Here is a 25,539-nt window from a genome sequence, read left to right on the forward strand (position 1 = left end):
GCATCTCCCGCCTTGCGGTATACCCCTAGGGGTATTACGCTAGATACCAGAGCGATACCCCAGGGGGTATCAGAAATCGCGAACTGAAGGAGCACCAGATGCTGATCGAACGGATTTACGACGAAGACCTCGCCCAGGCCAGCTACCTCATCGGCTGCCAGGCCAACGGCACCGCTGTCGTGGTCGATGGCCGCCGCGACATCGCGGTCTACCAGGACCTCGCGGCGAAGAACAACATGAAGATCGTGGCCGTCGCCGAGACCCACATCCACGCCGACTACCTCTCGGGCACCCGCGAACTCGCGGCAGCGACCGGGGCCGAGATCTACGTCTCCGGTGAAGGCGGACCGGACTGGCAGTACGAGTTCGAGGGCAAGCGCCTCTTCGACGGCGACAAGATCACCGTCGGCAACATCAGCATCCAGGCTGTCCACACCCCCGGACACACCCCTGAGCACCTGTCCTTCCTCGTCACCGACGGCGCGTTCAGCGATCAGCCCGGCTACCTGCTCTCGGGTGACTTCGTGTTCTCCGGCGACCTCGGCCGCCCCGACCTCCTCGACGAAGCCGCCGGCGGCGTCGACACCCGCTTCGAGGGCGCGAAGCAGCTTTTCAAAAGCCTGCAGGAGAAGTTCCTGACCCTGCCCGACCACGTCCAGGTCCACCCCGCCCACGGCGCCGGCAGCGCCTGCGGCAAAGCACTCGGCGCGATCCCGTCCACCACCGTCGGATACGAGCGCCTCTACTCCTGGTGGGGCCCCTACCTCGCCGCGAACGACGAGCAGGGCTTCATCAACGAACTCCTCGACGGCCAGCCCGACGCCCATGCCTACTTCGGCCGCATGAAGCACGAGAACCGGCAGGGACCGGCCGTCATGGGTGAGCGTGCACCGCTGACCGAACTGGACAAGGACCAGGTCGCCGCTGGTATCGCAGCGGACACGATGACGTTCATCGACACCCGCTCGGCGAACGAGGTCCATGCCGGGACGGTGACTCGCTCCCTGAACATCCCGGCAAGTGCTGCGATCGCGACCTACGGGGCGTGGGTCGTGAACCCCGAGACGGACAAGAACCCGCTCGTCCTCCTCGCCACCAGCCAGGACCACGCACAGGAGATCTGGGACCACCTCGTCCGCGTCGGCATCGACGACGTCGCCGGGTACGTCACCAGCATCGACGGTCTGCCCACCACCACGCCCGCCCTCGTGCAGCCCGAAGACCTCGCAGAGGTCGACGCCGCGATGATCCTCGACGTCCGCAACCGCACCGAACACACGGCCGGCCACGTCCCCGGAGCCCACCAGCTCAACGGCGGACGGGTCATGTGGCACCTTGACGAACTCCCCACCGAAGGAACGATCGTCACCTACTGCCAGAGCGGCCTGAGGAACTCCGTCGCTGCCAGCGCCCTGCGCCGGGCAGGCTACGACATCGTCGAACTCGACGGCAGCTACAGCGCCTGGAACGCCTACCAGCAGTCCCACCAGAGCGCACCCGCCGGAAAGTAACCCCCTAGACCGCCCAGGGCCGGCCTCCACCGGCTCCGGGCACTGAGCCCGGGCCCGCCCCCACGCGCGCCCGGGCTCTTTCACGCCCATCACCTGAACGGAACGCCACGCATGCCGGGCAGCACACACCCCCGCAACAACCCGCGCCATCACCCGCACTATCAACCAAATTCACGGGGTGCCGTGCTCGGACTGCGGCAGAACCTGGCGCAGTTCATGCTGCTCGTGGCGGTCAACGCGCTGGTCGGCGGGACGCTGGGCCAGGAACGCACCGTCCTGCCCCTTCTTGCCTCCCAGACATTCCACCTGGACCAGTACACGAGCGCCCTGACGTACATCATCGCTTTCGGGCTCTCCAAGGCCGCGATGAACTACTTCGCCGGCACCCTCTCGGACCGGTACGGCCGCAAACCCGTCCTGGTCGCGGGCTGGCTTGTCGCGATCCCCGTCCCGCTCATGCTCATCTTCGGGCCGACCTGGGGATGGATCGTGGCCGCGAATGTGTTCCTGGGCGTCAGCCAGGGCCTGACCTGGTCCACAGCGGTCATCATGAAAATGGACCTCGTCGGCCCGAAGCAACGCGGCCTCGCCATGGGACTGAACGAAGCAGCCGGCTACCTCGGAGTCTCCATCACAGCCCTGGCGACCGGCTACATCGCCGCCGAACACGGGCTGCGGCCCGGCCCATTCCTCCTCGGCGCCGCCTACATCGCCCTCGGACTGGGCCTGTCCGTCCTTTTCGTCCGTGAGACCCACCACCACGCGAAAACCGAAGCCTTCCAGCACGACGCCGAAGATAGCAATGCGCACCGTGATGAAGGCGGCAGTGTGCGCGGCAGTGCGCATGCCAGTCTCACCACAGGACAGGTCTTCGTACTCACCAGCTTCAAGGACCGCTCACTTTCCGCGGCGAGCCAGGCCGGACTGGTCAACAACCTCAACGACGGTCTCGCCTGGGGCCTCTTCCCCGTCCTGTTCATCAGCTCCGGGCTGAGCCTGAACCAGGTAGGGATCCTTGCCGCCGTCTATCCCGCGGTCTGGGGCGCAGGACAGCTCGTCACCGGGGCAGCCTCCGACAGGTGGGGTCGAAAATGGCTCATCGTCGCCGGCATGCTCGTCCAAGCCGCAGGACTAGCAACAGTAGCCGCAGCCCACACGTTCCAGCCCTGGCTCTTCGCCGCGATCCTCCTGGGACTCGGAACAGCCATGGTCTACCCCGCACTGCTGGCTGCAATCGGGGACGTCGCACACCCGATGTGGCGGGCCCGCTCCGTCGGGATCTACCGGTTATGGCGTGACGGCGGCTTCGCCATCGGAGCACTCCTGGCCGGACTCCTCGCGGACCGGTACGGGATCCCCGCAGCCATCACTACCGTCGCCGTACTCACAGCAGTCTCCGGCGTCGTGGTCGCGGTCCGAATGCGCGGCGATGACCACACCTCGAGGTGAGAAGGAGATCCGGAGTTTCCTTCTACCAGCGTGAGCCAGCAGCCCGAAGACGTGATGCTGGTCAGCGTGCTATCCGCACCGACCTGGACTGTGCTGATGTGTGCGCGACCACCGTCAACAGCGCCATGCGCGCCGTCAGCCTTGGCCTGCTGGGGGACCACCTGCAGCACTTCGTGACGCAGCCCACGAAGCTGTGACCAGCGACTTATCCGCTGCTGTCGACGCAAAGGTGAAGGAAGCAACCCAGGCCATCAGCCGGCTCCTGCGCTAACCCCACCACTACCTCAGCCCCACACTCAGACCCACAAGCAGCACGCATCTTGTGCTGCGAACCTCCTTCTCGCGCGCCCAGGACCAGATACCAGCGAACTCCCCACCTGTGACTTACTACACCTTGATATATACCCCCGGGGGGTATAAGTTTGGTGTTACCTCAGAAGGTAGTCTCCCGTTTCCGGGATATACGCCGTACAGGTCGACTGCACCGCGCGATGGAATCGGGCCTCATCAAGGCTTCCCTTTCTGCGCTGCGACTCCCTCAACAATTTCGCTGCTCACCGACTGCAGGAGACCACCATGACCGACACTGTCAGGACCCGGATGAACCTCACCGACATCAGTGGAATCCAGAACTCCGACGCAAACCCTCCTACGGGTGGCTCGTGTGGGTGTTGCGCGTCTCAGCAGGTGACTGCAGCGCAACCGGCGACCGAAGGCAGCGTGTCTGCTGACTATTCAGTGGCTGGCCTGACCTGTGGTTCCTGCGCCGGCCGCGTCAGCAGCGCCATCAGCGCCCTGGACGGCGTGGAGGATGTCCAGATTGCTCTCGTTCCTGGCGGCGTATCAACCGTCAGTGTTACCAGCAGCCAGCCCCTCGTCGAGTCGTCCGTTCAGGACGCCGTCGAGAAGGCCGGCTATCAGCTCGCGACCGCCTAGTAGCCACCGCGCCTAGGCACGGGCACGCCTTTACTCGAGGGGCCCAAGGAAGAGTCATCATGAGCAAGAACCAGAACATCAACAACCAGCATCACCACCCGGGCCAACCGGATTCAACGCACGGTCAGGCCATGCCCGACGAGCACGCCCACTCAGCAATTTCCACCCAGGAACAACCTGCGAGTGGTCAGCACGCGGATCACCACGGACATGCGGGTCATGAAGGTCATGAAGGTCATGGGATGGACGATGATCATCAGGTGCACTCCCATGGGGAGCATGCCGGGCACTCGACCGCGATGTTCAAGAACCGGTTCTGGATCAACCTGGTCCTCGCGATCCCCGTTGTGGGTTTCAGCCCCATGTTCACCATGCTGTTCGGGGCCATGCCGCCCGAGTTTCCCGGCTCTGCGTTGATCGCTCCGATCCTGGGTACGGTCATCTTCGTCTACGGTGGTGCACCGTTTCTGAAGGGCGGGCTGACGGAGCTGAAGTCCCGGCAGCCGGGCATGATGCTGCTGATCGCGATGGCGATCAGCGTCGCGTTCATCGCCTCCTGGATTACGACCCTCGGCATCGGCGGGTTTGATCTGGACTTCTGGTGGGAGCTCGCCCTTTTGGTCGTCATCATGCTCCTCGGGCATTGGATGGAGATGCGTGCCCTCGGCTCGGCCGCCGGGGCCCTGGATGCCCTGGCGGCCCTGCTCCCCGACGAGGCCGACAGAGTGACCGGCACTGGCACTGGCATCGAGACCGTGCCGGTCAGTGCCTTGGTCGTCGGTGACGTGGTGCTCGTACGCTCCGGCGCCCGTGTACCGGCCGATGGGCAAATCACCGACGGGACGGCCGAGTTCGACGAGTCGATGATCACCGGCGAATCCCGCACCGTGTCCCGCACCATCGGTGAGACCGTCGTCGCCGGCACAGTAGCCACTGATAACGCGGTCCGCGTGCAAGTGAACGCTGTCGGGTCGGAGACAACCCTCGCAGGGATCCAGCGTCTGGTCGCCGAAGCGCAAGCTTCCTCCTCGAGGGCGCAGGCACTCGCGGACCGGGCCGCAGCCCTGCTGTTCTACTTCGCCCTCGGCGCCGGCATCCTGACCTTCATCGCGTGGATGGTCCTCGGCAGCCCGGATGATGCAGTGATCCGCACTGTCACCGTCCTGGTGATTGCCTGCCCCCACGCCCTGGGCCTGGCAATCCCCTTGGTGATCGCTATTTCGACCGAGCGTGCCGCGAAGGCCGGGGTGCTGATCAAGAACCGGATCGCCCTGGAACGCATGCGCACCGTCGACGTCGTCCTGTTCGACAAGACCGGCACCCTCACCGAGGGCCGGCACGCCGTCACCGCGACCACCACCGTCACCGGTGTCACAGAACCAGAGCTCCTGGCTCTGGCCGGTGCCGCGGAAGCCGACAGTGAACACCCGGTCGCCCGGGCCATCGTCACCGCCGCACAATCCAACTCCGCAGCAACGCATCTTGGCTACACGGGGACCGGATTCAGTTCCATGACCGGCCGCGGTGTCCGGGCCACCGTCAGCGGCCATGACGTGGCGGTGGGCGGACCGAACATGCTCGCAGAGCTCGGCCTCACCACTCCGGTCGACATCGCCACGACGGTGGACGAATGGGTGGGCCGTGGTGCGTCTGTGCTCCACGTCATCCGCGACGGCTCGGTGATCGGTGCGGTTCGGCTCGAGGACGAGGTCCGCGAGGAATCCAGGGCAGCAGTCAAGGCGCTGCAGGCCCGTGGGGTGAAAGTCGCAATGATCACCGGGGACGCACGCCAGGTCGCCGACGTCGTCGGTAAGGAACTCGGCATCGACGAGGTGTTCGCCGACGTCCTGCCGCAGGACAAGGACACCAAGGTCACCGAGCTGCAGTCCCGCGGCCTGAAGGTCGCGATGGTCGGCGACGGCGTGAACGACGCACCGGCCCTGGCCCGCGCCGAGGTCGGCATCGCCATCGGCGCCGGAACCGACGTCGCCATGGAGTCGGCCGGCGTGGTTCTCGCCGGAAACGACCCACGATCGATACTGGCGTTGATCGACCTGTCCCGGGCGAGCTACCGCAAGATGATCCAGAACCTCATCTGGGCCACCGGGTACAACGTGCTCGCCGTACCCTTGGCCGCAGGAGTCCTGGCATTCGCAGGGATCCTCCTCTCCCCCGCCGCCGGCGCGGTCCTGATGAGCGTGTCAACCATCGTTGTCGCCCTCAACGCCCAACTGCTGCGGCGGATCGATCTCAGCCCACAACGGATCAGCACCGACTAAAGTCACCGCTGCCTGTGCGTGTTTCACCCGAGCATCGAACCTGCTCGACGATCTGTTCGTTGATCAGGGTCAATGCTCGGAGCGGCATCTGGTTACGCTGGAAGGAAAGACAAGAACACGGAACACCAGCACCGAATGAACGATCCGACGTGTTGTGACCTGGCGTGAAGTGACATCAAGCGCATGAACGGCAGTACCGGAAGCGAAAGGAAGGTGGGATTGGTGAGGACGGAAATCGACACCGGAATGCATCATCGCGCTATGCTCCGGTCGCCGTTGACCTCTCTGCTTCCTGCCATGCTCTCGTTTGTCGGGTTAACCGCTGTGATCGTCGGAATCCTCGCCATGCACGTCTGGATGGGCGGCCACGGAGCCACAACCCACCACAACACCGGCCCAACAACGCTGATTACCACGGATGTCCATCCCGCCTCCGCCACAGTGTCGTCAGCACTGTCATCCAGCCACACCCACAACCAGTCCACGACGCAACTACTGCCCGCCCTGACGCAGGCCAGCGACTCATCAGATCAGGGAATGATTGCAGGGTGCGGCGGGGACTGCGCGGACGACATGGCATTGAGCATGTGTGTGCTGGCCATGGTCCTCGTCGGCATCGCCTGGCTCCTCACCCCGACCGGACAGGCCCTCATATCCTCGGTGCTCCGCCGCGGTCCACCCGTGACGTACTGGGCGTCCCGACCAGCTCCTACTCCTTCATTGACTCAACTCTGCATCAGTCGCACATAGGATCCGCGGCCCATACCCGCCCCATACCGGCGGTCGGCCAACGTCCCAGCATGCCCGCACGCCCTCCAACGGCATCCGACGCATCCGCGTCGATTGACGGCGTAGCCGGCGCTGCCTCATCCCTTGGCCTTTTTTCGGCGGGGGTGAGCGACTGACAGCACACCACTTTTTCGAGCTTTGAAGGATCTGACCACGATGAAGCGTTACCTTTCTCTTGCCGCACTGAGCCTCGCGACGGCTCTCGCCCTCTCCGCCTGCGGCACAGACTCCGGCACCACCAGCACCGACACGACCAGCACCGAAGCTGCAGCTCCTGCCTCGAGCGCAGCTGCTGAAACGTCCCCGTCCCCGTCCGCTGACGCGTCAGCGACCACCGGTTCGGGCGCCGTGTCTGAGGAACACAACGACGCGGATGTCATGTTCGCGCAGATGATGATTCCCCATCACCAGCAGGCCGTGGAAATGAGCGACATGATGCTCGCCAAGGACGGCATCAGCCCCGAGATCACGGACCTCGCGACGAAGATCAAGGACGCTCAGGGCCCTGAGATCGAAACGATGACCGGCTGGCTGGAGTCCTGGGGTGAGCCCATGGAGCCGGAGGGCGGCATGGAAGGCCACGACATGGGCGACATGGGCTCCGACTCTGACGCAGGATCAATGGACAGCATGGGCAGCATGGAGGGCATGATGAGCGAGGACCAGATGTCCGACCTCGAATCCGCCGAAGGCACCGATGCGTCCCGCATGTTCCTGGAGTCGATGGCCGCCCACCACGAGGGCGCGATCGATATGGCCCGGACCGAGATCGACAACGGGGAGAGCCCCGAAGCGATCGCCTTGGCTGACACCATCGTCGCCACCCAGCAGGCCGAGATCGACGAGATGAAAGAGCTGCTCGCGGGTCTCTGACCTCACGCCAGCAACACCACGCAATCCACCCTTTGATCCGGTGTCCTCCAAGGACCTGATTCGAGGCATGTGATTGCCCTCTGACAGGTGCCGGTGTGGGGGCCCCGTTCCCTCCACACCGGCACCGTTTCGACCACTCACCGAGTCCTCGATTCACGGTCAGCTACTCAGCGACCGTTCCTGTATCGACTGTCTTTTCGACGCTTCCTGTAAGGACTGCCTGTTGTCTTCTTCCCTGTACCGCATTGCACACCTTGTCTCGATCACCGCCCTCGCAGTGCTGCTCAGCGCCTGCACCACCCCGGCCTCAACCTCACAGGACGCACCAGCGGCTGCACCAACGGAGTCCGCGTCAGCTGCGGACTACCCGTCCGGGCACATCCATGGAATGAGCGTCGATCCCGGTACCAACCGCATCCTGCTCGCCACACACGACGGCCTCTTCGACGTCACCCGATCCCCGGCCCAGCAGATCGGGCCGACGATAGATCTCATGGGCTTCACCACCACCAGCGACGGAACCCTGTACGCATCAGGACATCCCGGGCCAGGCACCGATCTCCCGGACCCCGTCGGTCTGATCACGAGCACCGACGACGGCCGCACCTGGGAACCTGTGTCCCGGCAGGGCGAAACAGACTTCCACGCCCTCGCTGCGACCAGCGACGGCCTCATCGGTCACGAAGGACACATTGTCACCAGCCCCGATGGACACCACTGGACCGTCGCAGAAGACAATGTCCCCGCCTTCAACCTGGCCGCCGCCAGCAACGGCACCGTTCTGGCCACGACCGAAGAAGGCTTGTACCGGTCAGAGGACAGCGGAAAAACCTGGGAAAACGTGCCGGACGCTCCCCTCCTGATCTTCACGACCTTCGCCGGCGACACCGCCATCGGCGTCACCCCCGACGGAACAGTCCACACCAGCGTCGATGCCGGCTTCACCTGGCCACAGCAAGGCTCCGTCCAGGGGGAACCGGCAGCCATCGCCGCAGCCCACACCGGTGATGACACACACCGCATCTGGGTCGCCACCGCCGAAGGTATCGAAGTTTCCAGCGACAACGGAACAACCTTCCAGACCCTCGCCGCACCCTAGGACTGGCCCAACACCCACAAGCAAGACGGGTTACCACCGAGTCAATGGTCGATGCTCCTCCTGACCACCTGTGCACGGCAAAAGCTCCCCCACGCTCCGCTGCTTTTCCCGCACACACCTGGACAGCAGGAAGCGAAGGACCGCCTGCACACACCCACCTTGAGTCACCGCACCGGATAGCTCACCTCGAGCGAACGGTGGACGTGCACAGCCTCCACGAGTGCGGGTCAGGACTCATGCGCTGTCGTTTGTCTCGACAACTTGCCTCACCATGTTTCGTCTGTGACGTGCTGGTGACAGGGGTTTGTGAGGCAGAGGATTGAGCAGAGTACAGCAGCTGGCGTCGGTCATGTTCTTGGACTTGATAACCAAGAGCCCCTGCTTGCGCATGTACTCTGTTGCGTCTCCCCCACGACAGAAGGACTGAGAACCACCATGGCAACCGACTACGACGAGCCACGCGTCAAGCCCGAGGACATGCCGGCGAACGAGTCGCTCGAGGCGATCCAGGCCCAGCGCAGCAGCACGACCCAGACCTCGGCCATCGACGCCGAGGAAGGCGACACGGCCGAAGGCTTCGATCTGCCGGGCGCCATCCTCGACGACGAGCTCACGGTGACCGTGGTCCCCGTGCAGGAGGACGAGTTCACCTGCATGTCCTGCTTCCTCGTCCATCACCGCACCCAGCTAGCGCGTGAGGTTAGCGGCGACAAGTACTGCGCCGAGTGCGAGGGCTAACGCCTAGCATCACTTAGCCAAGCAGCGCTGATCCCTTACACGGAACCCACGCCGGGACCTCCGTACTATTGGGCTACGCCGATCAGGCCCACTTCACCTGCGGCTTCACCCTCATCACCGGCACCACCCCGAGCAGGTATGCCGGAGTCTCGAAAATCGAGGGGTTTGAAGAGGCGTAGACCACTGCGCGCTATGCGTTGCTTTCGGTGTTATGGATCCAATGGGTGCTCGCGACAACTACCGCGGTTGTAGCGAGTGCGGCTCGTACCGTGTTTGCGGTTGTCCAGCGGCGGCGGTACTCAGCCCAGAAGTCTGCACCTTCTCGTGCGAGTTGGCGGTTGAGGGGAACATTGATGGTCATGGTCACGACGGTGCTTGCCAGGGATGTGCTGGCGATGACCATGTCTGTGACTGCGCCGCGCGGTACCGCGCTGATCGCTAGGCCAATGGCTGCTGCGGCGGCGGATCCGAAGAGCAGGATGAAGGTGCCGCGTTCGGCTTTCCGGTTGATGAGGAGCATTGCGGCAGTTGCATCGTGTCTGTCGAGCCGTCCGAGTGCGGGTATGACCATAGTCGAAAAGGCCGCATAGATGCCGCCGACCAATCCGGCTCCGACTATTGCGGTGGCCTGAATCATGACCAGACTCCTGAGTCGGCGGTCCGCCGTGCGTAGGAAGCCAAGGATGCGGGAGGGCGCCCGAGCAGTCGTTCGACACCGTCTGCCAATGATGCGTTGCGTCCATCAAGGATGTCGGTGAATAAGTAGGCCAGCGGTTCGGCTTCGGCGGTCGGCACTTCGTCGGCTGCAAGGTCGTCAACGAAACTTGCCACGTCAACTGCCTCGAAGGCGACCGGTCTACCGCAAGCGTTGCCAAGGATTGCAGCTGCCTGGGCGAAGGTCAGCAGTTCCGGCCCCGATAGCTCATACGTCGCATCTTCTGGGGGTGTCCGGGTCAGGGCTACGACTGCAGCGTCAGCTACGTCCTCCAAGTCCACGAAAGCTTCCGGAACGTCAGGGGCGGGTAGGCGCAAGTGACCCCTGCGGACTGGGCCGGTGAGGAAATGTTCTGAGAAATTCTGCTGGAACCACGAACAGCGTAGAACCGTGGTCGGCACGCCGCCCTTGCGCAGCGCTTCCTCGCTCATCCGAGCGCCTTCTTCTCCGCGGCCCGAGAGCAGGACCAGCTGCTCGAGGCCTTCTTTCGCCGCTAGCTCGCCCAGTGCTTCCATTTTTTCCGGCACCCCGGGGAAGGCGAGGTCGGGTGTGAAGCAGACGTAGGCCGCAGAGGCGCCGCGTAAGGAGACGTCCCAGGTCGAGCGGTCATCCCAATCGAAGCCGGTGCGGCGTGATGCGGACCGTACCGGTAGCTCGGCGGTGACAAGTCGGTCGATGATGCGGGAGCCGGATCGTCCGGCACCGCCGAGGATGAGAGTAGTCATACAGCCAGTACACCGGCAGACACTCGGATCGTGAATGGGCCAAACTCGCTCCCGCCTTCGTGATCGTCTAGCGTTGCCCGCGTGGACCCGCTGACGCATTTCCTTGACGGCCCTCGAGCGGCCAACGCCTTCGCTCTCGCCATGAGTATGAGTGCACCCTGGGGCATTACCGTCCGCGACGGTGCCGCTCTCACCGTCCTGGTCGTTACCCGTGGGGAGGCCCGTGTGGACGGCACGCCCCTCAACTCCGGCGATGTAGCCCTGATACGCGGCCCTGAGCCCTATGCAGTAACCGACGCAGCCACGAGCACACCCTCGATCGAGATCGGTCCCGGACAGCACTGCACCACCCTCGACGGTCGAGACCTCCGCGATGAATTCCGGCATGGCGTCCGTCGATGGGGCAATGCGGTAGACGGGGAAACCGCGATCCTTGTCGGCACGTATCAACGCCCTGACAACGCCGGCGGCCTCGTGACACGCGCCTTGCCCCGTCTCGCTGTCGTCCCGCGCGAACGTACCGACAACGCCCTTACCCACCTGCTTCAGCGTGAGCTCGCCAACGAGGACCCCGCAGCCCAGATCGTCGTCGACCGCCTCCTCGACGTCCTCGTCGTCAACACCATCCGCAGCTGGATTGCCGACCCTGACCGCCCGGTCGAAGCCACCTGGCTGACCTGCAATGATCCGTTGGTTGTCCGCGCCCTTGAATGCCTGCACTCCGAGCCCGCGGCCCCCTGGACCGTGGACACTCTCGCCCGCCAGGTGAACACCTCACGGGCCTCACTCGCAGCCCGCTTCCGAACGAGCGTCGGAGAACCACCAATGACCTACCTCACCCGATGGCGCCTCACACTCGCGGGCGACTTACTCCACACTCCTGAAACCACCGTCGCAACAGTTGCCCACAGCGTCGGATACAACAACGCCTACGCCTTCAGCACAGCCTTCAAACGCCAGAGCGGAGCAACCCCCACCGAATACCGTCAACGCCGCCCCGCACTCGCACCATGAACCCAGCAGGGCTAATCGCACTTCCACCTACTCACTTGAGAGCACCGAACTGGCGTGTCTCCTCTTCCCTGTCTTGTAATCAATAGTTGGATGCAAGACCATACGACGAGACACCACCATCCCCTTGCCACCACTGCTCCGGGCGGTGCCCGGTGTAGCGAGCACACCGCTGTCACGGCAGGTCTTCAGGGCTCCTCCGGGCTTCAGCACTAGCCGAGTCGCCGACCTGTCTGACGGCAGACAAGTGAGGCGGTGTCGTGCCGAGGGCGTGAAGTGCACCGGTAAGTGGCGTGGGTTTCGCAGCTACAACTAGCACCAAATAGCGGGAACTTAGCTAACGAGTTGCGAGACGAGACCTTCGACGCGTGCGCGCAGGGCGCCCCGCACGTCGCGGACCCCGTCCAGGCTCATCGTTGCGGGATCAGAGATCTGCCAGTCCTCGTACTTCATGCCCGGGTAGATGGGGCAGGTGTCCCTGCAACCCATGGTGATTACGACGTCGGCTGCCCGGACGACGTCGTCGGTGAGGGGTTTGGGGAACTCCTCATCGAGGCTGATCCCGATCTCGTTCATGGCGGTGACGACGTTCTCGTCGAGGTGCTCAGCCGGCATCGAGCCCGCGGAGCGGACGTTCACGGCACCCTGGGTGAGGTCCTTGAGGAGGGCTGCAGCCATCTGGGAGCGGCCTGCGTTCTGGACGCAGACGAAGAGGACTTCCGGGACTCCGCTGGGTCGTTTGCCCTGCGCGTGGGCGAGGGCGTTGAGCCGGTCGCGGGCGAATCGGCGCGTGATGATCGGGAGGTAGGTCTTGATCTTCGCTGTGCGGGCGAGGGCCGTGTAGGACTCGAAGACGTACCGCTCGACCATTTCGGGACCGAACACCCCATTGAAGGAGGCGGCGAGCTCGTCGCAGATGCGGTGCAGGACGTGCTCGTGGGTGCCGGTGGGATCATCCGCTGGCGAGAGCGTGCTCATAGTGTTCGTCCTTTCTGGTGCTCTGACCGGCAGGCGGGTCCGCCTGCCGGGTCCTCCTTCAGCCTGCTTGCCGGCCTTGATCCGAACCTGCCGGTCCCGGTCGGTGGTCGGTGTCAGTAGTCGGAGTCACCGGATCGGCCGTGGGCGGTGCCGGTGGGGAACCCGATCATGACCAGTTGTGGCTCGGGCGCGGAGCAGCACCCGCCAGAACCAGCGTCCGCCTCAGATGCTGTATCGCTTGCCGCTTCACCTGTTGTGCCGGTCCCGCAGGACGCACCAGCGGCCCCAGTGTTTTCGGCGAGGGTGGTTGTGGCGGGGGTGTCGCAGGAGCCGCCGAGGTCAGTGCTGCAGACCCCGGTTTCGGGCAGTTCGAGCTGCAGGCGGGACGCGGCTTCGAGGTCGCCGGCGATCGCGGCGGTCACGGAGCGGACCTGCTCGTATCCGGTGGCGAGCAGGAAGGTGGGTGCGCGTCCGTAGGACTTCATCCCGACGAGGTAGAAATCCTTCTCCGGGTGCGCCAGGACGTCCGCACCATGGGCCGGGACTGTTCCGCAGGAGTGGAATTCCGGGTCGATGAGGGGCCCGAGCGCGCGTGGGGCCTCGACCGCGGGGTCGAGTTCCAGGCGCAGCTCGCGGAGGATGTCCAGGTCCGGTCGGAACCCGGTGGCGGGCACTAGGACGTCGACGTCGATGGTACGAGGCCCGTCCGGTGTCGACGCGGTCACGACCAGACCGGACTCGGTGTGGTCAAGGTTCGTGATGGTGAAGTTCGTGACCAGTTCGATCACGCCGTCGCCCACGAGAGTCTTCAGCCGACTGCCCAGAGCACCGCGGGCGGGCAGGCCGTCGAGGTCCCCGCCGCCGTAGAGCTTCTGAGCGGAGCCGGTCCCGCGGACGGCCCAGAGGACGCGGGTACCGGGTTCGTTCTTTGCGACCTGGCCGAGGTTGATGAGGGTGTTCGCGGCCGAGTGGCCGGCGCCGACGACCATGACGGTCTTACCAGCGAAGCGGTCGCATTCGGCGCCGACGACGTCGGGCAGCGCGGTGGTGATAAACGCGGACGCCGCGTCTTCGCCGGGCGCGTGCAGGCCGGCCTGACCGAGGGGGTTGGGCTGGCTCCACGTCCCGGAGGCGTCGATGACGGCGCGCACAAGGTGATCGGTGGTGCCCTCGGGGCTGGCGACGCGGACGAGGAAAGGTGTCGTGTCGCGGTCCTTGGTGCGGGTCTTATCCATGCCGAGTCGGGTTACGGCTGTGACGGCGCTCTTGAAGCGGAGTGTCTCGTGGATGGCCGGGATGGCGGCGAGGGGTTCGAGGTAGGACTCGACCAACTCCCGCCCGTACGGGAGGGCGGTCTGACGGGGTTCGGTCCAGCCGGTGGGTTCCAGGAGTCGTCGGGCGGCGGGGTCGATGTTGTATTGCCAGGGCGAGAACAGGCGGATGTGCGCCCACTGGCGGACAGCGGCTCCGACAGTGTCGCCCTGTTCGAAGACGATTGGGGTCAGGCCCTGCTCGAGGAGGTTCGCGGCAGCGGACAGCCCGGTCGGCCCGGCCCCGATCACGGCGACCGGTAGGTCGGTGAGCTCGCTGGTGCCAATAGTGGCAGTGGCGGCATGGGTGGTGGTGTCAGACATGGGCGTTCTCCTCGATGAGAGCGGTGGCGATGCTGGGAGCGTCCTCAAGTGCTGCGAGGTAGCGTTCGGCGTCCAGGGCTGCGGCGCAGCCGGATCCTGCGGCGGTGATAGCTTGCCGGTAGCGGTGGTCGACGGCGTCGCCGCAGGCGAAGACACCGGAGAGGTTCGTCAGGGTGGTGGGTGCGTCGACGACGATGTAACCATCGGCGTCGAGGGTGACCTGGTCCTGGACGAGGTCGGTGCGGGGCAGGTGCCCGATGGCCACGAAAATGCCGGTCGCAGCCAGTTCCCGGGTGTCCCCGGTGACCGTGTTGGTAAGCGTTACCCCGGTGACCTTTTCATCCCCGTGGATGTTGGTGATCGCGCTGGCGTACTCGAAGCGGATCTTCTCGTTGTCCATGGCCCGCTGCGCCATGATCTTCGACGCGCGCAAGGCCGAGCCGCGGACGACGACGGTGACGGTGGCCGCGAAGCGGGTGAGGAACAGGGCTTCCTCCATTGCGGAGTCCCCGCCGCCGACGACGATGATGTCCTGGTTGCGGAAGAAGAACCCGTCGCACGTCGCGCACCACGACACGCCCCGGCCGGTGAGGCGCTTCTCATCCGTAAGCCCGAGTTCCTTGTAGGCGGAGCCGGTCGCGAGGATCACCGCCGGCGCCTGGTACGTGGTGCCGCTCAGGGTGGTGACGGTCTTCAGGGTGCCGGTGAGTTCCACGGTGGCCGCGTCGTCATATTCGATGACCGCGCCGAAGCGTTCGGCCTGGCCGCGGAGGTTCTCCATCAGATCGGGTCCCTGGATGCCGTCGGTGAACCCGGGGAAGTTCTCGACCTCCGTCGTGTTCATCAGCGCACCCCCCGCCGTCACGGCGCCGGCAATGACCCTCGGCGCCAGACCCGCCCGGGCAGCGTAGATCGCCGCCGTGTACCCGGCAGGACCGGAACCGACGATGATGATCTTCTCCTGCCGCACGTCCTGCTGAGAATCTGTCTGTGTGCCTGTCATGACGGTGCCTTTCAAATCCTGGGAACGCTGAGCGACGAGCGACGATGCTGTGTCCGGGTCAGGCGCCCGGGTTGCTGGTGCTGGTGCTGGTGTCGATGGTGGGCAGTAGTTCCTTGATCAGCTGCTGGATGCGGCCCTTGATCTCATCTCGGATCGGGCGGACGGACTCGACACCCTTGCCGGCGGGATCCTCCAGGACCCAGTCCTCGTATCGCTTGCCCGGGAAGTACGGGCACTCATCCCCGCACCCCATGGTGACGACGACGTCGGAGGCCTTCACGGCCTCGGTGGTGAGGATCTTCGGGGTCTCGGCGGTGATGTCGATGCCCTCCTCCCTCATCGCCTCGACCGCGGCAGGGTTCACCTGGTCCGCGGGCTGGGACCCGGCCGAGAGGACCTCGATACGCCCCATGGACAGGTGGTTCAGGTACGCGGCGGCCATCTGGGAACGACCGGCGTTGTGGACGCAGACGAACAGGACCGACGGCTTCTTCCCTGCCAGATCATCCGTCGGACCAGTGGTTCCAGAGTTGGTCTCAGGGGTGGTTTTTGCTGTCTCGGTGGTCATGGTGATCCTTCGGGTCTCGCTCTGTCCCGGTGCTCCGGACAGGCCTCGTAAATAGCGGATAGGAGTCGAACAACTTGCGAGTAGTGCCTGTGCAGGCACTCGGCAAGAGATTGACTGGCTTCGATACTGAGTATGCGGATCCATATCGACGATTGTCAATGTGCGGGTATGCTGGGTGGCATGACGACGATTTCCGAGCCCCGAACCATGGCTGCAACCACGGACCTCGCGACCACTGAGATGGTTGATGAGGGCCGGTGCTGCGTGCCGTCCGGGACACCGGCGATGAGCGCGCAGCGCGCTGAGGAGCTGTCCAAGCAGTTCAAGGCGATCGCCGATCCGAACCGGTTGCGCCTGATTTCCCTGATTTCCTCCAGTGCCGAGAACGAGGCGTGCGTGTGTGACCTCACCGAGCCGCTGGATCTCGGGCAGCCGACGGTGTCACATCATCTGAAGATCCTCGTCGACGCCGGGATCCTGCACCGTGAGAAGCGTGGCGTGTGGGCGTACTTCTCCATCGTGCCCGGCGCCCTGGACGCCCTGGCCGGAGTCCTCACCGAACCCAAGTAACACCTCCAGCTTTCTGAATTCTGCTAGGGCCAACTAAGTCCTGCCATGTTCCTGACTGACCCCTGCTCTACTCCCCACCGACTAGAAGTGAGTACCCTGTGAGTTTCAAGGCCGACAAGCCCTCTGTCCTGTTCGTGTGCGTAAAGAACGGCGGCAAGTCCCAGATGGCTGCCGGCCTGATGGACAAGGTCGCCGGGGACTCCGTATCCACCGCTTCCGCCGGATCCAAGCTCGGGTCAGCGGTCAACGACCTCTCCGCCCAGGTCCTGGCCGAGGTCGGGGTCGACATCAGCCAGAATGTCCCCCGCCAAATCACTCGCGAGGACCAGGAACAGGCGGACGTCGTCGTCATCCTTGGCTCCGAGGCGCAGGTTGACGAGGTCGAAGGCACCCTCTATGAGCGGTGGGAGACGGACGAGCCCAGCGACCGCGGGATCGACGGGATCGAGCGGATGCGCCTGGTCCGCGATGACATCCTCGACCGCGTCACGACACTTCACACCTCCCTCTCCACCCGCTGACCTCCAGCACCACCTCCTCACCGGTGAGCTCATCAGTGAGTTCGTCGGTGAGTTTCTTCCTGCCCTCCTGTTAGGAGCCCTGCTGCTATGACTGCCATGACCGTGGTCGCTGTTCTGATCTTCCTCGCCACCCTGACCCTGGTCATCTGGCAACCCAAAGGCCTCGGCATCGGCTGGTCCGCCCTCGGCGGCGCTGTCCTCGCACTTCTGACCACGGTGGTGAGCCTGGCGGACATACCGGTCGTGTGGGACATCGTGTGGAATGCGACGTTCGCCTTCGTCGCGATCGTCATCATCTCCCTCATTCTCGACGAATCGGGCTTCTTCACATGGGCGGCCCTCCATGTCGCGCGCTGGGGCAGAGGCAACGGACGGCTGCTGTTCACGCTCATCGTCCTGCTCGGAGCAGCCATCGCGGCAGTCTTCGCTAACGACGGAGCGGCCCTGATCCTGACCCCGATCGTCATCCAGATGCTCCTGGCCCTGAAGTTCCCCGCCAAGGCGTCCCTCGGGTTCGTCATCGCGTGCGGGTTCATCGCCGACGCCGGCAGCCTGCCCCTGGTCGTGTCGAACCTCGTGAACATCGTCACCGCGGACTTCTTCGACATCAGCTTCGCCCGCTACGCCGCTGTCATGGTCCCGGTCGGCATCGTGTCAGTCGCCGCGAGCCTCGGCGTCCTCCTCCTGTTCTTCCGCAAGGTCATCCCCCGCACCTACGACATGTCCGTCCTCGAGACACCCAAGTCAGCTATCGCAGATCCTCTGACGTTCAAGACCGGGTGGGTGATCCTCGGTGTCCTGCTCATGGGCTACTTCGCCGCCGAACCACTGCACATCCCGCTGTCCGCTGTCGCCGGCCTCGGCGCCGTGGTCCTCATGCTCGTCGCATCCCGCAAACCCGCCTTCCTGTTCCCCCGGAGCACAATCCCGGAAACAGCCTCAGTGCCGACTTCCGTAGTGCAGGGGTTAACGTCTGACACTGGTGCAGCTGGCAGGGCGGCCGACCTCGACTACGAAACCGTCAGCGCGGCTCACCGCTCCACCGGCGGCACCGCGAACGGCACTCACCACACCGCCGATATCAAGACCTCCACTGCGGACGGCGACGACGCAACCCTTTCCTCAGCTGGTGGCGGTACGGCGGTGCTTCCGGACGGACGGATCTCGGTACCCCGGATTCTGCGTGAAGCGCCCTGGCAGATCGTCCTGTTCTCCATCGGCATGTACCTCGTCGTCTACGGGCTGCGGAATCAGGGCCTGACCGACGAACTCGCCGGCGTGTTCTCCGCCATCGGCAACAACGGCGTGCTCATCACTGCCCTCGGCGTCGGCGTCATCGTCGCGGTCCTCGCGTCCCTGATGAACAACATGCCCACCGTCCTCATCGCCTCCCTCGCGATCGGCGCAGCAGGGGCCACCGGCCTGACGCAGGAGGCGATGATCTACGCCAACGTCATCGGATCCGACCTCGGCCCGAAGATCACCCCCATCGGCAGCCTCGCCACCCTCCTCTGGCTCCACGTCCTGGACCGCAAAGGCATCCACATCGGTTGGGGCCAGTACTTCCGCACCGGCATCGTCCTGACCATCCCCGTTCTGATCATCACCCTCCTCGCCCTCGCCGGCTGGCTCACCATCATCGGGGTCTAAGGAATCGGTCGACGCTGAGCCACCCTGTCCGGGTGACCGTGACGATGGGACATGAGTTCTGCAGCAGGGTGGTAGTACTTGCGGGCGGGTAGCCCAGTTACACAAGAGCTCCGAGCCATAAACCGGTCGACGCGAGGAGGATGCAGAGGCCGGTCGAACCGAATGCGTTTACTCCTGCAGCCACGATCTTGCGGACCATGAGGAGACGGACTGTCTCGACGCTGGCGGTGCTGAAGGTGGTGTAGCCGCCTAGGAGTCCTACGCCCAGGATGGTGAGCAGCGGCGTGTGGGGGACTTCATTGGAAACGAGTCCTGTGAGTAGTCCGAGGACGAAAGAGCCGCTGGCATTGATGATGTTCGTCGCCCAGGGGTAGTTACTCCCGAATCGTTGACTGATCGTGGCGTCGACCAAGAATCGGAGCGCGGCACCTATCCCGCCTGACAGCGCGGTGACGATGAAGACCGTCGTATTCATCAGTTTCCCCTCTTGCGGGTGTGGATGCCTGCGGCGATTAGAATGCCGCTAACGGAAGCACCCGCACCAATGATGATCGTGCCCAAGGCATAGAGGACGCCTGCGACCACGCGGCCCTCCTGCAGTAGCTCGGCTACTCCGACCGCGAGTGAGCTGAAGGTGGTAAAGCCGCCAATCAAGCCTGTTCCCAGGAGTAAACGGGTCGTTCGGCGGTAGCCGTCATCGGGGCCCTGACGGGTGAGTGTCTCAAGGAGCGCTCCGAGGATGAAAGCACCGATGATGTTGATGCCCAGTATCTGTAGCGGGATTCCGTTGACGTCCGGGTTGGCCACGCTAGCGAGCAGGCGCAAAGCTGCGCCGACTGTTCCCCCGAGAAAGACGAGGAGGGCGTCTCGGATCAAAGATCGCTTCCCGGGGGAGCTGTCTGAGTCCAGGTGCTCTGCGGCATGGTTGTCGGTCACGGGGTTCCTATCTCGAGGCATGTGGTATCGCAGGAGATAGGGACTGTTGTCGACGAAACAGGTCGAGGTTGGGTCCGGCAAGCCCCACTACCGGACGCTTTCGCGCACTCCGTATTCTGTCAGATCAGGTCGAGGTGTGCTGCCTTCAGGTGAAGATGAGTCAACACCAGCCGATGGCTAATGGCGTCCTGTTATACAGACGACCATCCATGGGACACTTCCGAGCTGGAAGCGTGGAAGCGGCTCGCCGTGTTCCTCGGACCGTGTCCGAGTCCTATGTCCTGTCACCGACGTTGGCAGGACAGCTCCGAGGACGAGGCTGATACTGGTATTACCACGCAACGCTCCCTCCTTAGATAAGCCCTTCGATTTGCAGCTCCTACTAAGGACCTAGAGGCCAGTGACGGTCCCGTCGATTGACAGTGGTGCCGGGTCTGGCTCATTTACATAGATCTGAGGCGGCGTCCAAGTAGCTTGGAGCCGACGAGCACCTTGGTGTGAGGGCCCAAGCGTGAACGAATCAATCCGCGAAGCGGATCCATCGGTCATCAACTGCTCGGCAAACAATAGACGCGCAATAGGACGCAGAACGCTGTCATCGAGAGCAGCCTCCCGTAATGGAGCGAAGGGATCGACGGGCCGCGCGAGCCATCGAGCCTGCTCGCCGAGCATTGAGGTTCCGAAGAGCCCGTCGGACAGTGCACAGCGGACCATCTCATCGGCCGAGACGCCATTCATCGCAGCTCGCATGTGCGACGATCGCCGCTCCTGAGCTATCAGTGTCAGACGCTCCTGATGCGCAGCGGTCGAAATCATTCGAGTCGACAACTCAGTCACCTGCACCAGTGAAGCCTCAGTGGGAGAAGCGAAGGCGACACCGCTGGCCCGGCTTTCACGCAGGCGCACCAGTTCAGAATGCACTGCATCACTTCGCACGTCAGCCGTGATCGAGATCGTCCTGCCGTCACTGGTGATCTCACGCGCCCGAAAAAGCGCCCGCCCAATACGGACCCAAGGAGCCAGCTCCTCAGCCGCCAGATCCTGCAGGCGTCGGCTTACGCGTTGTTGAAGATCTGCTGGATCACTCCAGGAACTGGTCGTGTAAAGGTTACGTGCACCCTGAACGAGATCACGCTGAGCACCGTCCATCTCGCCTGACGCCTCGCCATGCACGAACAGGCACAGCCTTAGTCCATTGCGTTCCGCTTCCCGATACTCAGCATGGGTCGCCGAATATCCGTCAGACATACGCACCCCGTATCGCGGTCCCCACATACCCACATAAACCTCAGAGCTGCGTACTCCGGCCAGATAGGCCTGATCTGCAGATACGTCCAGAGGACCTAAATCCTCGAACATCACTGGTGTCGCGCCCACAGCTTCAATCGCCGCACGAACCGCTAAGCGTTCCTGGGGCATGTCGGTGATGAGACTAGAGACAAAGACACGTCGTCCGATGGCCCACGAGCGTACATCCTGCTCGGAGGCAGCCAAGGATGCCGAGCGTTGATCAACTAGCACCGAGGCATCATTCATGACTCAAGTCCATCACAGCGGCATGACAGTCACTCGTAAGGTGCCTGCTTGGGACGTTACCCGGGTCACTGCGCTCCTTCCCCTCCAAACCTTCACACTGTGCGAAGAAAGCTTTAGGTTCGTCTCGGACACGCTCTCTGTCAAGGAAAGTCGTTAGCGCCGATACTTAGGTAGCGGTAGACCGTTGCACGGCTGGCCCCGATGATCTTCCCGATATCAGCCGGCGCGAGCCCCTGAGTCTTGAGCTCCCTCGCTCGCTTCACCTTCGCGTGATTGACCGTGACCTCCCGCCGGCCGGCTTTCCGCCCATGCTCCGCGGCGGCCGCCATACCGGCCCTAGTTCGCTCAGCGAGCTGATCGCGCTCGAGCTGCGCAAACGCGGACATCACAGTCAGCATCGCCCTACCCATCGGCCCAGTCGTACTGATCCCCTCAGTAACGCTACGGAAGTGCACTCCCCTGTTCTCCAGATCATCAATGAGGGCCAGCAGGTTCCTGGTGTTCCGTCCCAGCCGGTCCAGTTTCCACACCACCACCTCATCCCCGCTCCGGAGATGATCGAGGAGCTTATCGAGCTCCGGCCGACTCGCCGTCGTTCCGCTCACACCATGGTCTGTGAAAATTCGGCTGCACCCAGCTGCAGACAAGGCTGCATGCTGCAGATCCGCGTTCTGCTCAAGAGTGCTGACCCTCGCGTAGCCGATACTTCCCATTCAGCGCTCCTACTGCTCATCAAAGGCCTTCTTCTGCTTTGTTGAGAATACTCGACGTGAGACACATTGCTGAGACGTAAGACGGACACGAAGTTAGCCGTCGTTGCGGGAAACCGCCGATTGAGCACCAAACCCTGCTGACGGTCCGGTCAAAGGATCCTTTGGTGAGACGGCAACCCCGTTGAGTTTCACGCACCGACACATCAACAGCACTGTCAGTCTGACTCTGTGGTCAGCCAGGCGAAGAAGGGCCCGCGCGAAAAGCTGCACATCCCTGAAAGCTCTGAGAGCCCTGTTAACATTCGATCATGAGGATCAAAGCCATTTGGGGGAGTCCGAGAGCCTGCGGCCGGAAGAGAATCGCTGTTTGCCACGACGGAATGCCACTACAGCAGCACCCAGGCGACGGCGGCAATAATCATAAAGGTACCGTCGTTAGCTTCTGCCTTTTCAGTGATGGGCGAGTATAGTCAGAAGCAGCGCATGCTCGAGAAGCTAGCCGCCCCCCTAAGCGTCTCCTCAGTCTAAATTTCGAAGGTTCTAACTGATGGCTAATTCATTTCCACTCTTGTCAGATGAACCAGCTATTGAGGATCTACTCGCCTTTCGCGCTGTCGCTGAGACTGTCGCCGATGCCTTATTCGATGACGCACTCGATCCTGTCGCCGTGGGCCTCTCGGGCGCCTGGGGCAGTGGCAAAACCAGCGTGCTGGAACTAGTCAAGTCCGAAATTGAAGAACGATCCACGACCTCGGACGGCAAGGTGTTGGTGATCTCAACGCAGCCGTGGTCTTATGACCCTGCAGTTGGTCCCAAAGAGAGTCTCATAGCCGAGGTACTTGCAGGACTAAATGAAGAGTTTGACACTGAGGACCCGATCGGTAAGGCCGGCCTCGAAGCGTTCAAAAAACTCGTCAAAAAGGTCAATTGGTCAAAGGCTGTCAAGATGGCCACCCGTACTGCCATAACGATGCAGCTTCCTAAGGTCGATGATGTGTTCGATCTCGTCAGCGATGACCCGGAGGTCCTCGGAGCCGAAAAGGGGATGGCAGCGTTCCGGAAAGATTTTGAGGACCTTCTCGCTGACCCGGCTCTTGAACATTTGTCTCGAGTGGTCGTGCTCGTTGACGACCTTGATCGGTGCTTACCCGACACTGTCGTCGATACGCTTGAAGCCATCCGACTCTTCCTATCTGCTAAGGGAATGTCGTTCGTCATTGCAGCAGACGAGGACCGTGTTGCCGAAGCTATCCAGCAGAAGTTCGGCGCCAGCCCTGGGGACCCAGAAGACGAAGATCCAGCAAAGCTGTATCTGCACAAGATCGTCCAGACAACAATTCCCCTGCCGGCCCTAAGTCGTTTCGACACTGAAGCTTACCTATTTCTTCTACTGGCGAAGAGTGACAGCGAAATCGATGATACCGCCTACGAGGAACTCGTTAGCCAATGCGACGATCTTCGAATTGGCGGCGGAAGTCTTGATGACATTGACGTGCAGGAAGGCGGTGTACTTGGTGAACACCTGATAACAGCCGCCCGCCTGACGCCGATTCTTTACGAGAAGTTTCGTGGGAACCCACGTCGCATCAAGCGATTCCTAAACGACCTGAATGTTCGACGAGCTATTTCAAGCCGCCGTGGGTTCATGCTGAAAGCCGACGAGGTGGCCAAACTGATGGTGCTGGAGCGCATCCTTACCGATGACTTCAGTACTGTCCTAAATTGGTTGGCCTCTAATCAATTACGAGACAAGCTTGAGGCCCTTGAACTTGCCGCCAATGGTGGAGGGCAATCGGATGCAGATACTACAGATACGGTGAAGGAACCGCCTGCCAAAGAAAAGCGCCCTTCAGTTAGAAAGTTGGAAGAGAAGACTTCAGCGGCATCGCAGGATGATACTTTCACAGACACACTACGGCGCTGGGCGAAACTCCCCCCAGTACTGGACGCAACAGCAATATCCGGATACTTGTACCTTGCGGCATCGTTCGCGAAAATCGAAGTTATCGATACCGGCCTGCCAGAAAGACTCCGTGATGTCGCTGCAGCGCTGTCCTCAAGTCTCAAAATTGACCGTGCAGGTGTAACGGACTCTGCCCTTCTGGCTTTGCCTGATCCTGACGCCAATGCACTAGTCAGCCACCTTGGGCGCCGCACTCGAGACCAGCCGTCCCTCCAGAAATTCACTGTGGAGAGCCTTCTTCGCATGGCGGAGCAGCGGCCCGCTACCCTGCCAAACGTCGTTGCGGCACTCAAGGGTCTACCCGCTGGCGAAGTTGAGACCGCCACCATCATCAAACTTCGAAGCCAAGATCCAGCATCCTTCCGGCCGGTGCTGGAGACATGGAAAGCAGCCACTGATGAGAATCAGTTACTGAGGGCAATTGGGATTGTTGAGGAGGCGTGGAGCGGAAGTCATGGGAACTAGCGGGTCATTCGGGGGAAGTGGTGGCAAAGACGCTGCTGACCTGCGCGACAACATTGCGGATTGGCTTGATGGATCCGACACAACAGGGTCACCTGATGGCAGCGAGCCGGGCAGCCCTGAATCCGGCAGTCCCGGCGAATTTTTGTCCTCCGACTTTCCCGCGCAGGGCCCCCAGATAGACCTAGGTCCAGCACTGCGTGTCCTTCTTCGCTCACGTGGAGGCGGGGGCGCTGACGGACCTGGCGCTGGTAGTAGCGGTGGTCGCGGAGGAGGCGGAGGCCGGTCGTCGGGTGGTGCAACACGCTCCGTCGGACGAGTGTCGAAAGCAGCCGGGCGTGCTGGCCGCCTTGCAATGGCGTACTCCGCCGGCAACCGAGAAGCTCTCCGAGAGGCTGGCCTCAACTATGACGACCTGCAAGCACTCGGTGATCCCGTCGCAATCGGCATCAGAATCATCGAAGCCGCTTTCGGAGCTCCCGCAGACAGCACTATCGCTGACGCCGAGGAACGCTACATCGTGGCTGACGTTGTTGCATGGATTCTTGAGCAGCCGGCGGATCAACCGCCGACGCCTGAAGAAGTTGTGCGGAAGTCGATTGAGACAACCATTGCGGAGACTGCGTTGACGGAAGTTTCCTCCACAATCTATGCCAAAGGCGTTAGCTACGAAAAACGCATCAGTGTTGAACGACAGATTCGTGATGTCGCTGCTGAGTATGCTGCGCAGGCATCTCTGAACCCTATAGGAGCTACCGAGCAAGAGATGGCGCGGGCCATTGAAACTGGCATTCGGGACATCGGGACAATCTTCGGGGTGCAGTCATGACACGGATACTCCTAACCATCTCTGACGCTGCTGCCAACGCAGCTCAACGAG

At 62.9% G+C, this 25,539-nt stretch carries 23 protein-coding genes; 13 read left to right on the forward strand and 10 right to left on the reverse strand.

Annotated features, from left to right (window positions below):
• Nucleotides 1-98 precede the first annotated feature (98 nt).
• The 7 genes from ACX80U_RS17520 (at nucleotide 99) to ACX80U_RS17550 (ending at nucleotide 9,674) form a co-directional block, all read left to right on the forward strand.
• Entirely contained in the window at nucleotides 99-1,511 is a 1,413-nt protein-coding gene (locus tag ACX80U_RS17520; RefSeq protein WP_459269367.1) for an MBL fold metallo-hydrolase, read from the forward strand.
• Between the two features lie 111 nt (nucleotides 1,512-1,622).
• Nucleotides 1,623-2,960 (forward strand): MFS transporter, encoded by a 1,338-nt coding sequence (locus tag ACX80U_RS17525; protein ID WP_459269368.1) that lies wholly within the window; start codon nucleotides 1,623-1,625, stop codon nucleotides 2,958-2,960.
• Between the two features lie 576 nt (nucleotides 2,961-3,536).
• Entirely contained in the window at nucleotides 3,537-3,896 is a 360-nt protein-coding gene (locus ACX80U_RS17530; protein WP_459269369.1) for a heavy-metal-associated domain-containing protein, read from the forward strand.
• A 59-nt stretch (nucleotides 3,897-3,955) separates the two neighbouring features.
• A complete protein-coding gene (locus tag ACX80U_RS17535; protein WP_459269370.1) occupies nucleotides 3,956-6,175 on the forward strand; it encodes a heavy metal translocating P-type ATPase in 2,220 nt (739 codons plus the stop codon).
• Between the two features lie 945 nt (nucleotides 6,176-7,120).
• Entirely contained in the window at nucleotides 7,121-7,837 is a 717-nt protein-coding gene (locus tag ACX80U_RS17540) for a DUF305 domain-containing protein (protein ID WP_459269371.1), read from the forward strand.
• Nucleotides 7,838-8,060: 223 nt separating this feature from the next.
• On the forward strand, nucleotides 8,061-8,936 hold the full coding sequence (locus ACX80U_RS17545) for a F510_1955 family glycosylhydrolase (RefSeq protein ID WP_459269372.1): 876 nt from the start codon (nucleotides 8,061-8,063) through the stop codon (nucleotides 8,934-8,936).
• Nucleotides 8,937-9,371: 435 nt separating this feature from the next.
• Nucleotides 9,372-9,674 carry a DUF4193 domain-containing protein gene (locus ACX80U_RS17550; protein ID WP_459269373.1) on the forward strand — a complete coding sequence of 101 codons (303 nt, stop codon included), beginning with the start codon at nucleotides 9,372-9,374 and terminating at the stop codon, nucleotides 9,672-9,674.
• A gap of 190 nt (nucleotides 9,675-9,864) precedes the next feature.
• Here the strand turns inward: ACX80U_RS17550 and ACX80U_RS17555 are convergent, their stop codons facing one another.
• Together ACX80U_RS17555 and ACX80U_RS17560 are read right to left on the reverse strand one after the other, a co-directional pair.
• Nucleotides 9,865-10,311, reverse strand: a complete 447-nt coding sequence (locus ACX80U_RS17555; protein ID WP_459269374.1) for an anthrone oxygenase family protein — start codon at nucleotides 10,309-10,311, stop codon at nucleotides 9,865-9,867.
• Nucleotides 10,308-11,114: an SDR family oxidoreductase gene (locus ACX80U_RS17560; protein ID WP_459269375.1), complete on the reverse strand. Its 807-nt coding sequence runs from the start codon at nucleotides 11,112-11,114 to the stop codon at nucleotides 10,308-10,310. Before ACX80U_RS17560 ends, ACX80U_RS17555 begins: the two co-directional genes overlap by 4 nt.
• 81 nt (nucleotides 11,115-11,195) lie before the next feature.
• On the opposite strand from ACX80U_RS17560, the gene ACX80U_RS17565 reads away from it, so the two are divergent.
• A complete protein-coding gene (locus ACX80U_RS17565) occupies nucleotides 11,196-12,128 on the forward strand; it encodes an AraC family transcriptional regulator (protein WP_459269376.1) in 933 nt (310 codons plus the stop codon).
• 330 nt (nucleotides 12,129-12,458) lie between these two features.
• Here the strand turns inward: ACX80U_RS17565 and ACX80U_RS17570 are convergent, their stop codons facing one another.
• The 4 genes from ACX80U_RS17570 to ACX80U_RS17585 all read right to left on the reverse strand — a co-directional run bounded on the left by ACX80U_RS17570 (nucleotide 12,459) and on the right by ACX80U_RS17585 (nucleotide 16,308).
• Nucleotides 12,459-13,103 (reverse strand): arsenate-mycothiol transferase ArsC, encoded by a 645-nt coding sequence (locus tag ACX80U_RS17570; protein ID WP_459269377.1) that lies wholly within the window; start codon nucleotides 13,101-13,103, stop codon nucleotides 12,459-12,461.
• Between the two features lie 113 nt (nucleotides 13,104-13,216).
• A complete protein-coding gene (locus tag ACX80U_RS17575) occupies nucleotides 13,217-14,737 on the reverse strand; it encodes an NAD(P)-binding protein (protein ID WP_459269378.1) in 1,521 nt (506 codons plus the stop codon).
• Nucleotides 14,730-15,740 (reverse strand): thioredoxin-disulfide reductase, encoded by a 1,011-nt coding sequence (gene trxB / locus ACX80U_RS17580; RefSeq protein ID WP_459269379.1) that lies wholly within the window; start codon nucleotides 15,738-15,740, stop codon nucleotides 14,730-14,732. Before trxB ends, ACX80U_RS17575 begins: the two co-directional genes overlap by 8 nt.
• 58 nt (nucleotides 15,741-15,798) lie before the next feature.
• Nucleotides 15,799-16,308 (reverse strand): arsenate reductase ArsC, encoded by a 510-nt coding sequence (locus ACX80U_RS17585; protein WP_459269380.1) that lies wholly within the window; start codon nucleotides 16,306-16,308, stop codon nucleotides 15,799-15,801.
• Between the two features lie 180 nt (nucleotides 16,309-16,488).
• Here ACX80U_RS17585 and ACX80U_RS17590 point away from each other — a divergent pair, with 180 nt between their 5' ends.
• The 3 genes from ACX80U_RS17590 (at nucleotide 16,489) to ACX80U_RS17600 (ending at nucleotide 19,049) form a co-directional block, all read left to right on the forward strand.
• The gene (locus tag ACX80U_RS17590) at nucleotides 16,489-16,878 is read left to right on the forward strand and encodes an ArsR/SmtB family transcription factor (RefSeq protein WP_459269381.1); all 390 of its coding nucleotides are present in this window, start codon (nucleotides 16,489-16,491) and stop codon (nucleotides 16,876-16,878) included.
• Nucleotides 16,879-16,976: 98 nt separating this feature from the next.
• The gene (locus ACX80U_RS17595) at nucleotides 16,977-17,399 is read left to right on the forward strand and encodes an arsenate-mycothiol transferase ArsC (protein ID WP_459269382.1); all 423 of its coding nucleotides are present in this window, start codon (nucleotides 16,977-16,979) and stop codon (nucleotides 17,397-17,399) included.
• Between the two features lie 87 nt (nucleotides 17,400-17,486).
• Nucleotides 17,487-19,049 carry an arsenic transporter gene (locus ACX80U_RS17600; protein ID WP_459269383.1) on the forward strand — a complete coding sequence of 521 codons (1,563 nt, stop codon included), beginning with the start codon at nucleotides 17,487-17,489 and terminating at the stop codon, nucleotides 19,047-19,049.
• A 97-nt stretch (nucleotides 19,050-19,146) separates the two neighbouring features.
• On the opposite strand, the gene ACX80U_RS17605 is transcribed toward ACX80U_RS17600, so the two are convergent.
• From ACX80U_RS17605 to ACX80U_RS17620, 4 genes are all read right to left on the reverse strand, one after another.
• Nucleotides 19,147-19,524 (reverse strand): fluoride efflux transporter FluC, encoded by a 378-nt coding sequence (locus ACX80U_RS17605; RefSeq protein WP_459269384.1) that lies wholly within the window; start codon nucleotides 19,522-19,524, stop codon nucleotides 19,147-19,149.
• Nucleotides 19,524-19,985: a fluoride efflux transporter CrcB gene (gene crcB / locus ACX80U_RS17610; protein WP_459269385.1), complete on the reverse strand. Its 462-nt coding sequence runs from the start codon at nucleotides 19,983-19,985 to the stop codon at nucleotides 19,524-19,526. The genes ACX80U_RS17605 and crcB overlap by 1 nt, the downstream gene beginning before the upstream one ends.
• A 390-nt stretch (nucleotides 19,986-20,375) precedes the next feature.
• Nucleotides 20,376-21,521 (reverse strand): DUF4062 domain-containing protein, encoded by a 1,146-nt coding sequence (locus ACX80U_RS17615; RefSeq protein WP_459269386.1) that lies wholly within the window; start codon nucleotides 21,519-21,521, stop codon nucleotides 20,376-20,378.
• A gap of 140 nt (nucleotides 21,522-21,661) precedes the next feature.
• Nucleotides 21,662-22,234, reverse strand: coding sequence for a recombinase family protein (locus ACX80U_RS17620; protein ID WP_459269387.1), 573 nt, complete (start codon nucleotides 22,232-22,234; stop codon nucleotides 21,662-21,664).
• Nucleotides 22,235-22,781: 547 nt separating this feature from the next.
• Between ACX80U_RS17620 and ACX80U_RS17625 the strand changes: the two genes are divergently transcribed.
• Complete coding sequence (locus tag ACX80U_RS17625; protein ID WP_133083235.1) at nucleotides 22,782-24,662, forward strand: P-loop NTPase fold protein; 1,881 nt, start codon at nucleotides 22,782-22,784, stop codon at nucleotides 24,660-24,662.
• A gap of 352 nt (nucleotides 24,663-25,014) precedes the next feature.
• Nucleotides 25,015-25,488: a hypothetical protein gene (locus ACX80U_RS17630; RefSeq protein ID WP_459269388.1), complete on the forward strand. Its 474-nt coding sequence runs from the start codon at nucleotides 25,015-25,017 to the stop codon at nucleotides 25,486-25,488.
• Nucleotides 25,489-25,539: the final 51 nt, after the last annotated feature.

The sequence above is a fragment of the Arthrobacter sp. TmT3-37 genome (assembly GCF_054510835.1).

Bases quoted from the DNA above. Each gene is read 5' to 3' on its own strand.
- ACX80U_RS17520 (WP_459269367.1), top strand. From the start codon at position 99: ATGCTGATCGAACGGATTTACGACGAAGACCTCGCCCAGGCCAGCTAC.
- ACX80U_RS17525 (WP_459269368.1), top strand. From the start codon at position 1,623: ATGCCGGGCAGCACACACCCCCGCAACAACCCGCGCCATCACCCGCAC.
- ACX80U_RS17530 (WP_459269369.1), top strand. From the start codon at position 3,537: ATGACCGACACTGTCAGGACCCGGATGAACCTCACCGACATCAGTGGA.
- ACX80U_RS17535 (WP_459269370.1), top strand. From the start codon at position 3,956: ATGAGCAAGAACCAGAACATCAACAACCAGCATCACCACCCGGGCCAA.
- ACX80U_RS17540 (WP_459269371.1), top strand. From the start codon at position 7,121: ATGAAGCGTTACCTTTCTCTTGCCGCACTGAGCCTCGCGACGGCTCTC.
- ACX80U_RS17550 (WP_459269373.1), top strand. From the start codon at position 9,372: ATGGCAACCGACTACGACGAGCCACGCGTCAAGCCCGAGGACATGCCG.
- ACX80U_RS17555 (WP_459269374.1), bottom strand. From the start codon at position 10,311: ATGATTCAGGCCACCGCAATAGTCGGAGCCGGATTGGTCGGCGGCATC.
- ACX80U_RS17560 (WP_459269375.1), bottom strand. From the start codon at position 11,114: ATGACTACTCTCATCCTCGGCGGTGCCGGACGATCCGGCTCCCGCATC.
- ACX80U_RS17570 (WP_459269377.1), bottom strand. From the start codon at position 13,103: ATGAGCACGCTCTCGCCAGCGGATGATCCCACCGGCACCCACGAGCAC.
- ACX80U_RS17575 (WP_459269378.1), bottom strand. From the start codon at position 14,737: ATGTCTGACACCACCACCCATGCCGCCACTGCCACTATTGGCACCAGC.
- trxB (WP_459269379.1), bottom strand. From the start codon at position 15,740: ATGACAGGCACACAGACAGATTCTCAGCAGGACGTGCGGCAGGAGAAG.
- ACX80U_RS17585 (WP_459269380.1), bottom strand. From the start codon at position 16,308: ATGACCACCGAGACAGCAAAAACCACCCCTGAGACCAACTCTGGAACC.
- ACX80U_RS17590 (WP_459269381.1), top strand. From the start codon at position 16,489: ATGACGACGATTTCCGAGCCCCGAACCATGGCTGCAACCACGGACCTC.
- ACX80U_RS17600 (WP_459269383.1), top strand. From the start codon at position 17,487: ATGACTGCCATGACCGTGGTCGCTGTTCTGATCTTCCTCGCCACCCTG.
- ACX80U_RS17605 (WP_459269384.1), bottom strand. From the start codon at position 19,524: ATGAATACGACGGTCTTCATCGTCACCGCGCTGTCAGGCGGGATAGGT.
- ACX80U_RS17615 (WP_459269386.1), bottom strand. From the start codon at position 21,521: ATGAATGATGCCTCGGTGCTAGTTGATCAACGCTCGGCATCCTTGGCT.
- ACX80U_RS17620 (WP_459269387.1), bottom strand. From the start codon at position 22,234: ATGGGAAGTATCGGCTACGCGAGGGTCAGCACTCTTGAGCAGAACGCG.
- ACX80U_RS17625 (WP_133083235.1), top strand. From the start codon at position 22,782: ATGGCTAATTCATTTCCACTCTTGTCAGATGAACCAGCTATTGAGGAT.
- ACX80U_RS17630 (WP_459269388.1), top strand. From the start codon at position 25,015: ATGGCGTACTCCGCCGGCAACCGAGAAGCTCTCCGAGAGGCTGGCCTC.